The following is a 13,609-nucleotide window of genomic DNA, read 5'->3' on the forward strand; positions in this document are numbered from 1 at the left end:
CAATTGCAAATCGCCATTTTTTCGAAACAAATCATGGGAGCGACCGCATTGAATACCAACCATCTGACACAGACCAGCCGCCGTACCTTTCTCCGCACCTCGGCGATGGCTGCCGGGGCCCTTGCATTGGATTCATCCAGTTATGCCGAGCCCACCGCGACCGCGGCAAAGCACAAGCCAATGGCGATGGGTCTGCTGATCAAGCCATCACCTTCGCCTGAAGCGGCGATTGCCGTCGTCAAGAAGCTCGGCATTCCGACCTGCTTCCTCTCGCTCGATGCCTACATCGGCAAGTACACCCCGGCGCTCGCGAAACAGATGCGCGATGCACTCGACAAGTACCAGATCGTCGCGACGACGGCAGAAGTCGTTCGTCCCGAGCCGCTCAAATGGAACTTCGTCGAAGGTCCGTCGACGATCGGCATTGTTCCACGCGCCTATCGTGCCGCCCGCATGGATGCGCTGAAGCAGACCTCGGACTTCGCCAAGCTGCTCGGCATCGGCCAGATACAGACGCACTGTGGCTTCATTCCCGAAGACCCCAAAGACGCGCTCTACGAAGAGACGGTACTTGCCATACGCCAGCTCGCCGAGCACTGCGCCGGCAACGGCCAGAGCTTCCTGATGGAGACGGGTCAGGAGACGCCGACGACCATGCTGCGCGTTATCAAGGACGTCGACCAGCCGTCGCTGGGCGTGGGCCTCGACACCGCCAACCTGATTCTTTACGGCAAGGCAAACCCCGTCGACGCCATCAAAATTCTTGGCCCTTATGTTCGCGCCATGCACGCGAAGGACGGCATGTGGCCGACGAATCCCTATGAGCTTGGCAAAGAGGTTCTGATCGGCAAGGGCGAGGTCGATTTCGCAAAGGTGCTTAGCGGCCTGCACGCCGTGGGATATAAGGGAGCCGTCACCATCGAGCGCGAGACCTCAGGTCCGCAACAGATCGAAGATGTCCGCCAGGAGAAGGTCTATCTCGAAAACATTCTGGCGAAGATCGTCACCGCCTAACGCCTTATGCAACCTATTTAGCAAGGGAGAAGCATCATGGATCGTCGCAGTTTTGTGCAGGGAGCCGCCGGGGCGGTTGGGCTCATGTTCGTCAAGCCAGAGACAGCCTTTGGGTATGCCGCGAACTCTCGCGTGCGCTGGGGGCTGCTGGGCTGCGGCCGTCGCGGCAGCGCTGTCGCTACATCGTTTGCAAAGAACGCCGGGGTGGAGATCACCGCGCTCGCCGACATCTTCCCCGACCAGCTTGCCAAGGGCAAGAAACGCTTCGATGCGATCAACGCTTCGCTCGGGCTCTCTCCCATCGACGCGACGCGCATGTTCCACGGGCCCGATGCTTATAAAGCGATCGCCGCATGTGCCGAGGTCGACGCGGTGCAGATCTCGACGCCTCCCTTCTTCCACGTGGAGCATCTCGACGGTATTGTCTCCGCCAGGAAACACGCTTATTGCGAAAAACCTGTTGGCGTCGATATTCCGCAGACGCGACGCGCGCTTGAGATTGGAAAGAAACATGACGGCAAGGTGAGCATGGCCGTTGGCTTCCAGATCCGTTCCGCGCCGCCGTTCGTCGAGCTTGTGCGCCGTATTCACGAAGGGCAGATCGGCCAGATGGCGCAAATCGCCGCCTACTACAACGCTCCTCCCGCAGCATCGTACAACGGGCCAGTCAAATCGCAGGACGAGTTCCGCCTGCGCAACTGGCTGCATTACCGCAACCTCTCCGGCGACATCCTGCTCGAACAGAACATCCACGTCATCGATGTCTGCAACTGGGTGATGCAGACGCACCCGGTAAGCGCATACGCGAAGGCCAGCCGCAAGGTGATGAAGGTCGACGGCGACATCAACGACAACTATGAGGTCATCTTCACCTATCCCGGCGATGTCCAGATGAGCTTCACCTCGACGCAGTTCAACAAGAACAACTTCTTCGATGTCTCCGAGCACTTCTTCGGCAGCGAGGGTCTGGCCGAAGCTCCTTACAGTGGCGCGCTGCGCATCGTCGGCGACAAGCCCTGGACATGGGCAGGCAGCGACACCGCCACCAAGGGTCAGTTCGCGGCCAACGGCGACTTCAACGACAATCTCGCGCAGGCCGATCCGATGAAGGACAAGGGCTTTATCGAGAGCATCACCAGTGGAAGGTTCCACAACCAGATCGAGGCCGGCGTCCAGACCGCGCGGAGCTGCATCATGGGACGCAAGTCTGCCGAACTCGGCCGCACCGTAACCTGGCAGGAGATCGAAGCCGACAACGAAGAGTACAAACTGGGCATGAACCTCGCGCAGTTTGCCTGATCTTGCGCGAACAAAGAAAACAGCCGGCAGATTACTCTGCCGGCTGTTCCTGTTAACGAAGCGATTTAGTAGCCGAGGTGGTGCAGGTAGAACACAACCGCCGAGGCGAGCAGACAATAGACGCCGAACAGGTACCAGCGGCCCTGCTCAAGCCACGCGCTGAGCCACCGCAGCGCAATCAGACCTGCCAGGAAGGCGAACACTGCGCCCAGCACACTGACCGCTACACTGCCGACCAGATCGATCGGAGCGCCCGCAGCCGCGGCTTCGTGCGAAGCCTTGAGCAGCCGCAGCGCCTCGCGCGCGACGACAGGCGGCGTCAGGATCACCGCCAGCGCAAAGCTGAATCGCTCCGCCCTGTCCTTGCTCGCGCCCGTCAGAATACCGGTGGAGATGGTCGCGCCTGAACGCGAGAATCCGCGGAACGGCAGGCACAGGCCCTGGATCGCGCCGATCCAGCCGGCCTGCCGCATAGTGACGCTGTTGCCGTAAGCCTGTGGCTGTTCCGAGCTGCTCTTTTCACGCAGCCCGGCAATGACAATCAGGATGCCTGCCGCGAGCAGCGCCGGGGCAATCAGGTCGAGGCGCCCGAAGAGGTCTTCAATCTCGGCCTTGGGCAGGCCGTGAAACATCGTCTTCTCGATGATCTCTTTGATGATGACGCCGATCACGCCCGTCAGCAGCGTTGCCCAGATCGCGCGAACGGCGAAGCGCTTGAAGGCGTCGGCGCTCGAAAAGAATGTCCTCTTCCACTGCTTCCAGAAGTAGGCGATTACGGCGAACATCGTGCCGGTGTGCAGCATTACCAGCAAAAGCGTCATGCGCGGATCGGAGGGGTCGAGGCCGCCATAGTGTTTTTGCAGAATTTTTTCCGCGACGATAACGTGGGCCGAGCTCGAAACTGGCAGCAGCTCCGCGAGACCCTGCACGATGGCAAGCAAAATGACCTGAAAGATCGGCATAGTTTCCATGCTACATGCTGATTCCTGAAGGTAACGTGAAGATCAGTAGAGTGTCTTTTCAAATACCGCCGAGGTCTTGATCTGCGTATATCCCTCGCGCAAGTAGAAGCGGTGCGCACGCTCGCGTGTCATGCGCGAGGTGACTCGAATCACATCGGCTCCCTGACGCCTGCTCCACGCCTCCACCTCCGCGCACAGACGGGCACCGACCCCAAGCGACCGCACCCCGTCCTTCACGACAAACCCGGTAATCAGCGCATGAGGAGGCGTTTGCAGATGGTATGCCACCTCTGCTTCGATCCATCCCACCACTTCGCCATTGAGACATGCCACCAGCGCCGCATGTCCCGTGCGCAGCGGAAGTACCTGCCGCAGCCTCTGCTCCATCTCGACGGCAGATGTCTCGTACCCCAGTTGCCCGCTGAGCCCGGCTACAACCGCAGCATCGGCAACAGTTATCTCGCGCACAGTAAGCGCGCCCTTCTCAGTCGCGGTCGTTGCCATAGATTGCAATCCCCTGCTGAACTTTATACGCAATGCTTGCCGCACGCGCCGTGTAGTCCGACTGTGGATACTTCGCCTTCATCTGCTCGGCCAGCGCCTGCGTTTTGGCAGCTGCTGCCTCTGCCTTCTTGCGGCTGTCTTCCACCGTGTACATCGTCACCGTCACACCGGTTCGGTACGTCGCGTTGTAGAGCGCCTGCGGTGCGCGCGGGCTGTCGGGATACTGCGCCGCATATTTCTCGTAGTAGCCGGCCTCCTGCTCCGGGCACTTGGGAAGCCCCTGCCAGTCGCCGCAGAGTTTGACGTCGATCAGGTCGTAAGCAGCCATGGCCGCGTACTTTGTGCCTGGGAAGTTCTTGATCACCTTCTTCATCTCACCATCGAAGATGCGCGGCCGCAGCACAGGGTCCTGCTCCTTCGCCGAAGGCAGCGAGCTGATATCGGCCTTCGCGAGTTGCCAGCGAATGTCAGCCGAGCGCCATGCAGCCTCGGGCGCAAGCGAAGACTGCGGGAAGTACTCTGCCACGCGCCGGTAGAGCAGGTGCGCCGCCATGGCAGCGCCCTTCGGCGCGTTGGGACGCGAGGCCGCATCCTCAAGGTTCGCCGCTGCGCCGTACAGTATTTGATCGCCGCCGGGAGTCGCCGCCGTGACCACACCCTTGTCGCGTATCCACCCCGACGCCGGTTGCGGGGCCGACTCGTCGCCAAACTCCGGCTTATCTTCCTGGTCGTCTTCAACGTCGGTGTTAGCGAAGACCTTCAGCCACGGCGCGCTACGCTCCACAATTACAACCTCGTGCCCCGGCGTCACCAGCGATACCTTCTGCGACTCCGGGTCCGCGCCGACGTAGACAACCGCTTCGTGCAGCACCGTCGCCCGTGCTGCGCGGTCGTAGCCTGCATTGTTCTTTGCCTTCTGCGCCCAGGCGACCGTACACGACATCACCAGGACCGCACAACCAAACCTTCGCAACCGATCGATTCGCATAGACGAGATATTAGACGTGCCGGGCCGATACAGCGAGAGCAGCGGGTTCAGGCAGGCTGTTCCGCTGCCAGTTCCGCCTCAAGACGCTCACGCAGAGCAGGCTCCAGATTGCCGCCGCTCAGAATAACCGCGACTTTGCTGGCCCTGGGTAGCTCATAAGCATGGAACAGCGCCGCCGCCAGCGTCACCGCGCCGCTAGGCTCGGCCACCAGCTTCGTCGCCGCCAGAACCATGCGCAACGCGGCCAGTATCTCGTCCTCCGCCACCGTCACAATGCCGTCGACGTACTTCAGCACATGCGCGAAGTTCAGCCCTCCCATGCTCTGCGTACGCAGGCCGTCGCCGATGGTGCGCGTCGTCTTCTCCGCCGGCCATTCCACCAGCGCCTTCGCATAGAAACTCTCCTTCGCGTCTGCCGCCAGCTCCGGCTCGACGCCCCACACCTGAACGCTGGGCTTCGCCAGGCCATGGTCAACCGCCAGCTTTACCCCCGTGGCAACTCCGCTCAACAGGCCTCCGCCGCTCACTGGCGACAGGATGAGATCGACGTCGGGAAGCTGCTCGACAATCTCCAGCCCGCAGGTGGCCTGCCCAGCGACAATCTCTCGCGCATCGTAGGGCGGAATCATGGCATAGCCATGCTTTGCTACAAGCTCTTCAGCCTTGAGCCTGCGCTCTGACGATGCAGGGCCCACCTCGACGATCTCCGCACCCAGTGCGCGCGTCGCGGCCTTCTTCACCTCGGGCGCATTCGACGGCATCACGATCACCGCCTTCGCTCCGAGAGCGCGAGCCGCATAGGCCACGCCTTGCGCATGGTTGCCGCTGGAGTACGTAATCACTCCGCGCTTCAACGCATCCGGAGAAAGCTGCGAGACCATGTTGTAGGCCCCGCGCAGCTTGAAGCTGCCGATCGGCTGCTCGTTCTCGGCCTTGATGTACAGGTCGAACGCAGGCTCGGCAATCTTCGCGATGCGAAGCCTTGCGCGCTCCACGCGATAGAGCGGTGTGCGCACAGCCACGTCTGCAATGCGTTGTTGTGCGGCCTTGATTTCGTCAAAGTTTACGAATTCGCTCATGGGCTCCCCGCAACTCCATCATAAATGCGGCGCGGAAGACATCTCAGAAGACCCTTCCCAACCCGAAGAACCACTTGCGGTGGTCGCTGTCGCCGATGCTGATGCCGCCATAAACTGGCCCGATCCACGTCTTGATAACGCCGAATGCGGCCACGTCGTTTGGCCGCTTTGGCGTTTGCGCATTGCCGCCGTACATCTTTCCAGTCTCGTACATGCCGCCAACATAGATCGCATCGGCGAACACGGGATTCAACTGCGCCAGCCTCTGCAAGTAGCCGGCCTGGCCGAGATAGTAGTCCGTGCCCAGGAGTTCGTTGCGTCCGTAGGCCGCCAGCCGTAACGGCCCACCCAGCGCCAGACCCGCCAGGCCGAGGTTGGTTGCTCCAAAGCTGGTGCCGCCCTGCGCCGTGCCGAATAGAATCCCTCGCTCGCCGATCGGGAAGAAGTGCTCCAGACGACCGCTCATCTGCGAATAGCCGCCAACACCCGCAGGCTGCGATGTGTAGTAGTTGTAAGTCGCCGATGCGAGGCTTCCGCTCGATGGGACCAGCATGTCATTCTGGCCCAAGTATTGAAATCTCACCTTCGTGACGAAGGGCACGATGCTGAACTCGTTCCCAAGGGCAGTGCCGATCGTCCGGTGCTCGCTGAACCACTGAACGTCTTCGCCCAATCGGAGCTCGGTCTTCGCGTTGAACATATAACCCAGGTCGACGCCGAGCCCGTTACGGCGCTCCTTGTACTGGTCCAACTGCTCGCTGCCCTGATAGTACGGGTTGATCTGGTGCGTGATGTAGGCGTGCGGCGCGACAAAGGCCTTCGACCCCGGCTTGACCGGCTTGAACAATTCTCCGCTCAGCCCGGCCGGCTGTCCCAGGGCGCCATCCACGCGCAGCTCCGAGCCGGGCCCCAGAACATTGAAGAATGTTGCGCGTACCCCGGCGCCAAGTTGAACGTCGTTGGAATCGTTCGCGAGGATCGTCAACCCGGCGTTCATGAACGGCGGACCGTAGTCCTTCGTGAGCGCCCGCACCAGCAGCCCCTTCTTTCCGTTTCGCTCGACGATGTTGTAGTTGATCGTTGAGTAGAGACCCGTCCCCTGAAGATCGGCGATGCTCTGTTCGATCTTCTCCGGATCTACCGGATGGCCGACATACTTCTCGAAACGCGCATCGACCTCCTTCTGCTGCACCCCGGTAAGGCCGAGGATCTCGATGAACTGCGGTTGCGGCACCATGGTTCGCCGCCGCGCCTGCCGCTCGGCAACGTAAGCCGCCCAATCGGCGTCGTTCAACGCATACTTTTCGAGAGCGGCGGCCTCAAGCTCCGCAGCCTGCTCTCCCTTCGGGATGATCTCATTGCTCTTGGCAAATTCAAGCGCGCCGAACTTGCTCACATCCGACGAGATCACGATGTCCGAGTTCTTCAGGCTGTTGATCTCGTTCGCCGCCACCATGATCGAAACGTTGCGGCCGGCAACGCCGACGAGCGAATTGAGAGAGCCCGGAGCAGGCGGCCCCACGTTCAGATACGACGAGATAATCACCTCGCCGCCCATCGACCGTGCAACATCGACCGGAAGGTTGTCCACGGCCGCGCCATCGGAGTACAGATCGTTGCCCACGCGAACCGGCGCAAACACTCCCGGGATCGACATCGTCGAGCGCAGCGCGCGCGGCAGTGAGCCGTCCTCGAAGACGTGCGCCTGCCCCGTGTTCAATTCTGTGGCAACGCAGCGAAACGGGATCGGAAGGTCGTCGAAACTCTTCAGGTCCCAGTACGGCAGCATCGTGCGGTCGAACAGAAGATTCACCGCGGCGCCGGAGTTGAGGCCACTTGGCAGGCTGAACCCTTTCTTCAGCCCAAACTCGATGCGGTTGGGAAACACCAGCTTGTCTTCCTTGCGGCGATAGCTCAGCGCCTGAAAAGGCACCTGGCCGCTCAGCACAGTGGCCCAGTCAATGTTCCGCACAAATTCATCGATCTCGTCCGGACTCAGGCCCGAAGCATACAAACCGCCAACCAGCCCTCCCATGCTTGTTCCCGAGATGTAATCGACAGGAATATGGTGCTGCTCCATCCACCGGATCACGCCGATATGCGCCAGCCCCAGCGCGCCGCCGCCCTCAAACACCAGCCCAATCTTCTTCCGGTCCCCGGCAACCCGGGGCGGAGGAACCGCATGCGGGGATACAGCAGTCGCTATCGACTGAGTCTGCTGCACGGATCGAGACGGCTGCGCGACGGCGTTGGCACCCAGCATAGGGAATGCGATTGCCAAACCCAAAACCACCTTTTGCCGAAGAAGGAAACCTGACATACGCTCAATACTCATCCGTCTGGGAATAGGGGTTTCTTTCGGGGTTTACCCCATACTTATCGGGTTTTCTCTGGTTTCAATCTTACCTCTCCACGAATCATTTAAGTGATCCGTACCCACAACGACACCCGTTTCACTTTCTCCCGTTTGTTCCGGCACCAACGCATATCAGCCTGCTCCTAAAAATCGACATTCGTTTGACGTCGCACTGACAACCGCAAGGGATGAGAAGGCCTAGTGTGTCGTCACCGGACCAACATGCCCGGTTCAAAGCTGTGACAAAAAGGAGAAGTGGAATGATGCGATTCGAATCATTGATCAGGAAATCCGCGAATCGGCGCTCGTTTTTGAAGACCGGAATCGCGGCAGGAGCAGCGTCAGTAGGAGCCGGCTTGTTGAGCGGTGGAACATCCGCATTTGGCCAGGACGAAGATGGAAGACGCGACGATCTCACACGAGGAGACATCGCGATTCTCCGGTTCCTGAACGCTCTGGAGCAGATCGAGGCCGATCTGTGGATCCAATACTCGGAACTCGGAGGAACCCAGGACAACGAAGTCTCCGGAGTGGGCGGAGGAAACCCGCTCTACCAGGGCGCACTTCAAATCCTCGATGGCGACATGTCCCAGTACATCCACGACAATACCGATGACGAAATCAGTCATGCCGCATTCCTCAAGGCCTATCTCGAATCGAAGGGTTCCGAGGCAGTCGATCTCACCCCCTTTGCCAACATCCCAGGCAGTACGGCAACAGGATCAACCGGCAAGACACGCCTCACTAATCTCATGAAGCTCACCGTCGACACCAGTTTCTGGTCTCGCTATCGCAGCATTACCAACCCCGACTTCGACCCGGGCTCTCCATTCGCCCAGGCCGTCCCCAGCTTGAACGTAGGCCAGCACACCGCAATTCCAAGAACCGACGCCGACACCGCCGGCAGCTCCCTCAGCAGCGACAACACAAAGAGCATCACCACCCATCTCCAGGCAATCGCCTTCACAGCCGGATTCCACTTTGCTTTCATCGAGCAGGGCGGCACCAGCCTCTATCCAACGCTGGCCCAGAAGGTCACCAATCCCGAAGTTCTCCGCATCCTGCTCAGCATCGGTCCAAGCGAAACCATGCACTTCCAGACCTGGCAGGACAAGGCAGGCAATGCCCTCCCCCTCACCGACGTCGACAACGGCCCCGGCGGAACCGGCGCCACCGTTACATTCACAACTCTCGCAAACGCCCAGGGAGAGACGAACCCCGAATCTCTCAACGGTGACACGTTGCAAGCCAACCTGATCATGCCCGAGCCAACCCACTTCCTCAACAAGAAGTTCCCACCCGTTGCGATCATTCGTCCAACCACGGTAAAAAACTCAGGAGCTATGGCTGCGGTTCAGGCGTTTGTCGATGACGGGCTCTTCATTGGTCAGAAGAATCCACAGTTTCTGCGGTTGATGCGCCAATTGGCCGAAGAAGCGGATGAGGCACGACGCCGCTGATAAGCGGCTCCCCCCATTTAACTCACCAAAACAAAAGCGCCTCATCCGCTGAGGCGCTTTGCTCGTAGTGAACCCGTCGTCCGATCAGATCTCAAGCACCACCGGCATAATCAGCGGACGCCGGCTCGTACTCTTCTGGATGAACCGCTTCAGGTCGGTGCGAATCTTCTCCTTGATGACGCCGTAATCCGCACGCTCTTCCGCGGACGAGCCATCGAGCGTGCGCTGAACGATCTGCCGCGCCTCTGCGATCATCCCCTCCTCAGCGATGGCCATGCCTCGCATCACGATCTCCGGCGCATTCTCCAGCCTTCCCGTCATCTTGTTGATCGCGATGATGGGAAGCACGATGCCGTCTTCGCTCAGGTGTCTGCGATCGCGGATCACAAGGTCTTCCACGACGTCGGCCGCCGATCCGCCCGAGTCGATGCAGACGCGGCCCACCGTTACCTGGCCGGTCTTCGTCGCCGAGTCGCGATCCAGCTCCAGCACATCGCCGTCCTCCAGCAACACTGCCTTCTCGATAGCCCCCAGTGACGAAGCCAGCTCCGCGTGGCGCTTCAGGTGGCGATAGTCGCCGTGCACCGGGATGAAAAACTTCGGCCGGACCAGGTTAATCATCAACCGCAGCTCCTCCTGGCTGCCGTGACCGCTCACATGGATCAGCCCCGAGGCACCATCGTCGTAGATCACCTTCGCGTCGCGGCGCTCCAGGTGGTCGATCACCCGATAGATGGACTTCTCGTTGCCCGGAATCACGCGCGAGCTCATCAACACCGTGTCGCCCGCATCGATCTTCGCGTGCTTGTGGTTGTTCACCGCGGCGCGACTCAACGCACTCATCGGCTCGCCCTGCGTGCCCGTAATCATGATGCACAGCTTGTCCGAGGCGAAGTCGCGTATCTGGCCCGGATTGATGATCAACCCCGGCGCAGGCTCGATATACCCAAGGTCCTGCGCAATCTCCGTCGAATTGTCCAGCGACCGCCCGATGATCGCCACCTTACGCCCATGCTCCGCCGCAAGCTCCATCGCCAGCCGTATGCGATGGATCGACGACGAGAAGCAGCTGAAGAACAGCTTCTTCTGCGTCTGCTGGAAGATCTCGTCGAGCCGCGGCCTTACCGCCTTCTCGCTCGGCGTGTAGCCGCGACGGTCCACGTTGGTCGAGTCCTGAAGCAGGCAGAGAACACCCTGCTTGCCCAACTCAGCAAAGGCGTGCAGGTCGAACGGCTTGCCGTCCGGCGGCGAAAGATCCACCTTGAAATCGCCTGTATGCAGCACTACGCCCACCGGCGTGTGGATTGCCAGTGCTACGCAGTCAACCAGCGAGTGCGTGACGCGAATGGGCATGATCGAGAACGGCCCAAGCGTGACGCGATGCCCGGGGATGATCTCCTGCAGATCGGCATCGTCCAACAGGTTGTGCTCTTCGAGCTTGCCCTCGACGTAGGCCAGCGTGAACTCCGTGCCATACACCGGAACATTCAGTTCCGACAGGATCCACGGCAGCCCGCCGATGTGGTCCTCATGGCCGTGCGTCAGCACGATGCCGCGCACTTTGTCGCGGTTCTCGGTCAGGTAACTGATGTCGGGAACAACGATGTCGACGCCCAGCAGCTCTTCTTCAGGAAACATCAGCCCGGCGTCGATGACGATGATGTCATCCTGCCAGCGGAGAACCATGCAGTTCATTCCGAACTCGCCCAGTCCACCCAGAGGAATCAGCTTCAACTTATCTTGTGCCATGAAACTTTAATCTTAGCAGGCCGACGTGTTTCTCCAGGCCTGCCGAGCACAACGACTCGTCATTCTGAGCCAAAGGCGAAGAATCCCAGTAGTTCCTCTTTCAGCCACGAAACCGGGTGCCCCATCCTTCGCGGTCTCATCGCGAAGGGTGGGAACGTAACTGCTCGCACCGCCACGTCGTCGCTTGAGCAGTTTCCTACCGCAGCACATCCTCCAGCACCAGCGACAGCTCCGTCTTCTCGTCGCGATACTTCACGATCACCGGGGCCGCCACGCTCAGCCCCCACTCCGCGCCCTTGCCCTTCGTCACCGCGCGCGAACCTGGCACCACCACCGCGCCCTCGGGAATCACCAGCGGAGATTCAGCGCTCGCCTTGTACACCTCGCCCTTGACGAGATCGTAGACTGGCGTGCCGCGGGTCAACACTGTCCCCGCCGCGATCACGGCGCGCCTGCGCACGATCGTCCCTTCGTAGACGCCGGTATTGCCGCCCACCAGCGCATCGTCCTCAATGATCACCGGGCTCGCGTTCACCGGCTCCAGCACGCCGCCAATCTGCGCCGCCGCGCTCAGGTGCACGCGCCTGCCGATCTGCGCACAGCTTCCCACCAGCGCGTGCGAGTCCACCATCGTGCCCTCGTCCACATACGCGCCGACGTTCACATACGCCGGCGGCATCACGACGACGCCCTTCGCAAGGTACGCCCCGCTGCGCACGCTCGAGCCGCCCGGCACCACGCGCACGCCGTCGGCGGCCTTGAACCGCCGCGCCGGATACGTCGCCTTGTCCACAAAGCGGAAGCCGTCTGCACACCCCATCTCCACCATCTGCCCCAGCCGGAAGCCAAGCAGAATGCCGCGCTTCACCCACGCATTCACGCGCCAGCTCAGCGCCTCAGACGCATCGGGCTCCGCCGAACGCAGCGTCCCCGCCTCCAGCGCATCGCGCAGCGCAAAGAAGGCCGCCTCCGCGTCCTTGTTTCCAACCGCCTCGGCACCCTGGGCAAACCAGTGCTCAATCTTCTCCTGCAACGAACCGTTCAAATTCACAAAACCACCTTGTCTTCTCTGATCAAACCCTTGTTTTGAAGGGGGCCGCTTCACCAAATAAAGTCGTCCTTTATGGAGTCGTCATTCTGAGCCGAAGGCGAAGAATCCCCGTATTTGTCTTGCTGTTGCTTGTTCTTTCCCTGTTAGCCTCAGGACGCCTTCAACTCTTCGCGCGCCGCTGGCATCAACCCCAACTCGCTGACCAGCGCCTCAAGCCTCTTCCGCGTCGCATCGGTCACCGGAACCATCGGTAGGCGTAACAGCTCCTCGCCGCGCCCAATCATCTTCATCACAGCCTTCACCGGCGCCGGACTCGGCTCCCAGAAGTGCGCCTGCATCAGCCGGAAGTAGCGCTTGTTGACGCTGCGCGCTGTCGCCCAATCGCCGTCTGCCGCGGCACGAATCATTACCGACATCTCCGCAGGAATAACGTTCGAGGCCACCGACACCACGCCAGCCCCGCCCAGCGCCAGTACCGGCAGCGCCATCGAGTCGTCGCCGGCCAGCACCTTGAACCCAGCCGGGACCGTCGTCACGAGCTCCGTGATCTGCGCAATGTTTCCGCTCGACTCCTTCACACCCACGATGTTCGCAATCTCCGCCAGCCGCAGCACCGTCGCCGGCTCAAGGTTCACCGCCGTGCGGCCGGGGATGTTGTAGAGCAGCACCGGCAGGTCCATCGACTCCGCGATCGCGCGGAAGTGCTGATACTGGCCCTCCTGCCCCGGCTTGTTGTAGTAGGGGTTCGCCGTCAGGATGCCCGTCAGCCCCTTCACCCGCGCCAGCTTCTTCGCCTTCGCGACCGCGTCGTGCGTCGCATTGCTCGTGCATCCGCCAAAGACCGGAACGCGGCCCGCAGCCACCTCCGCCGTGACCTCAACCACGCGCAGCCACTCCTGCTCGCTCAGCGTCGCGGCCTCGCCCGTCGTCCCGCACGGAATCAGAAACCCAATGCCGCTCGCGATCTGCCACTCCACCAGCGATCGCAGCGCGCTCTCGTCGACGCTCAGATCGCTCCGGAAAGGAGTCACCAGCGCCGTTCCACAGCCCATCAATTCCATAGTGATTGAAGTTTACCGCGTCCAGCCGCGTCTTTTGATGCGATCCACACATCGAGACAAACAAAAGAACGGCCCAGGCAATGAAC

General features: G+C 60.9%; 11 protein-coding genes. 3 read left to right on the forward strand and 8 right to left on the reverse strand.

Annotated features, from left to right (window positions below; genetic code table 11):
- Positions 1-33: 33 nt before the first annotated feature.
- Together JSS95_13930 and JSS95_13935 are read left to right on the forward strand one after the other, a co-directional pair.
- Entirely contained in the window at positions 34-1,014 is a 981-nt protein-coding gene (locus tag JSS95_13930) for a sugar phosphate isomerase/epimerase (GenBank protein MBS1800910.1), read from the forward strand.
- A 36-nt stretch (positions 1,015-1,050) separates the two neighbouring features.
- On the forward strand, positions 1,051-2,313 hold the full coding sequence (locus JSS95_13935) for a Gfo/Idh/MocA family oxidoreductase (protein MBS1800911.1): 1,263 nt from the start codon (positions 1,051-1,053) through the stop codon (positions 2,311-2,313).
- Between the two features lie 65 nt (positions 2,314-2,378).
- On the opposite strand, the gene JSS95_13940 is transcribed toward JSS95_13935, so the two are convergent.
- Genes JSS95_13940 through JSS95_13960 form a run of 5 tightly spaced genes read right to left on the reverse strand, consistent with a single transcriptional unit; the run spans position 2,379 to position 8,127 of the window.
- A complete protein-coding gene (locus tag JSS95_13940) occupies positions 2,379-3,275 on the reverse strand; it encodes an undecaprenyl-diphosphate phosphatase (protein MBS1800912.1) in 897 nt (298 codons plus the stop codon).
- A gap of 42 nt (positions 3,276-3,317) precedes the next feature.
- Positions 3,318-3,779 carry a GNAT family N-acetyltransferase gene (locus JSS95_13945; GenBank protein ID MBS1800913.1) on the reverse strand — a complete coding sequence of 154 codons (462 nt, stop codon included), beginning with the start codon at positions 3,777-3,779 and terminating at the stop codon, positions 3,318-3,320.
- The gene (locus JSS95_13950) at positions 3,760-4,767 is read right to left on the reverse strand and encodes a hypothetical protein (GenBank protein MBS1800914.1); all 1,008 of its coding nucleotides are present in this window, start codon (positions 4,765-4,767) and stop codon (positions 3,760-3,762) included. Before JSS95_13950 ends, JSS95_13945 begins: the two co-directional genes overlap by 20 nt.
- Positions 4,768-4,814: 47 nt before the next feature.
- Positions 4,815-5,846, reverse strand: coding sequence for a threonine/serine dehydratase (locus JSS95_13955; protein ID MBS1800915.1), 1,032 nt, complete (start codon positions 5,844-5,846; stop codon positions 4,815-4,817).
- A gap of 43 nt (positions 5,847-5,889) precedes the next feature.
- Positions 5,890-8,127: a patatin-like phospholipase family protein gene (locus JSS95_13960; GenBank protein MBS1800916.1), complete on the reverse strand. Its 2,238-nt coding sequence runs from the start codon at positions 8,125-8,127 to the stop codon at positions 5,890-5,892.
- A 335-nt stretch (positions 8,128-8,462) separates the two neighbouring features.
- On the opposite strand from JSS95_13960, the gene JSS95_13965 reads away from it, so the two are divergent.
- Positions 8,463-9,662, forward strand: coding sequence for a ferritin-like domain-containing protein (locus tag JSS95_13965; GenBank protein MBS1800917.1), 1,200 nt, complete (start codon positions 8,463-8,465; stop codon positions 9,660-9,662).
- 84 nt (positions 9,663-9,746) lie between these two features.
- Here JSS95_13965 and JSS95_13970 read toward each other — a convergent pair whose 3' ends face one another.
- From JSS95_13970 to JSS95_13980, 3 genes are all read right to left on the reverse strand, one after another.
- The gene (locus tag JSS95_13970) at positions 9,747-11,411 is read right to left on the reverse strand and encodes a ribonuclease J (protein MBS1800918.1); all 1,665 of its coding nucleotides are present in this window, start codon (positions 11,409-11,411) and stop codon (positions 9,747-9,749) included.
- Positions 11,412-11,607: 196 nt separating this feature from the next.
- Positions 11,608-12,462, reverse strand: a complete 855-nt coding sequence (locus tag JSS95_13975; protein ID MBS1800919.1) for a 2,3,4,5-tetrahydropyridine-2,6-dicarboxylate N-succinyltransferase — start codon at positions 12,460-12,462, stop codon at positions 11,608-11,610.
- 149 nt (positions 12,463-12,611) lie between these two features.
- Positions 12,612-13,523 carry a 4-hydroxy-tetrahydrodipicolinate synthase gene (locus JSS95_13980; GenBank protein ID MBS1800920.1) on the reverse strand — a complete coding sequence of 304 codons (912 nt, stop codon included), beginning with the start codon at positions 13,521-13,523 and terminating at the stop codon, positions 12,612-12,614.
- Between the last annotated feature and the right edge of the window lie 86 nt (positions 13,524-13,609).

The sequence above is a fragment of the Acidobacteriota bacterium genome, assembly GCA_018268895.1.
Lineage (GTDB): Bacteria > Acidobacteriota > Terriglobia > Terriglobales > Acidobacteriaceae > Edaphobacter.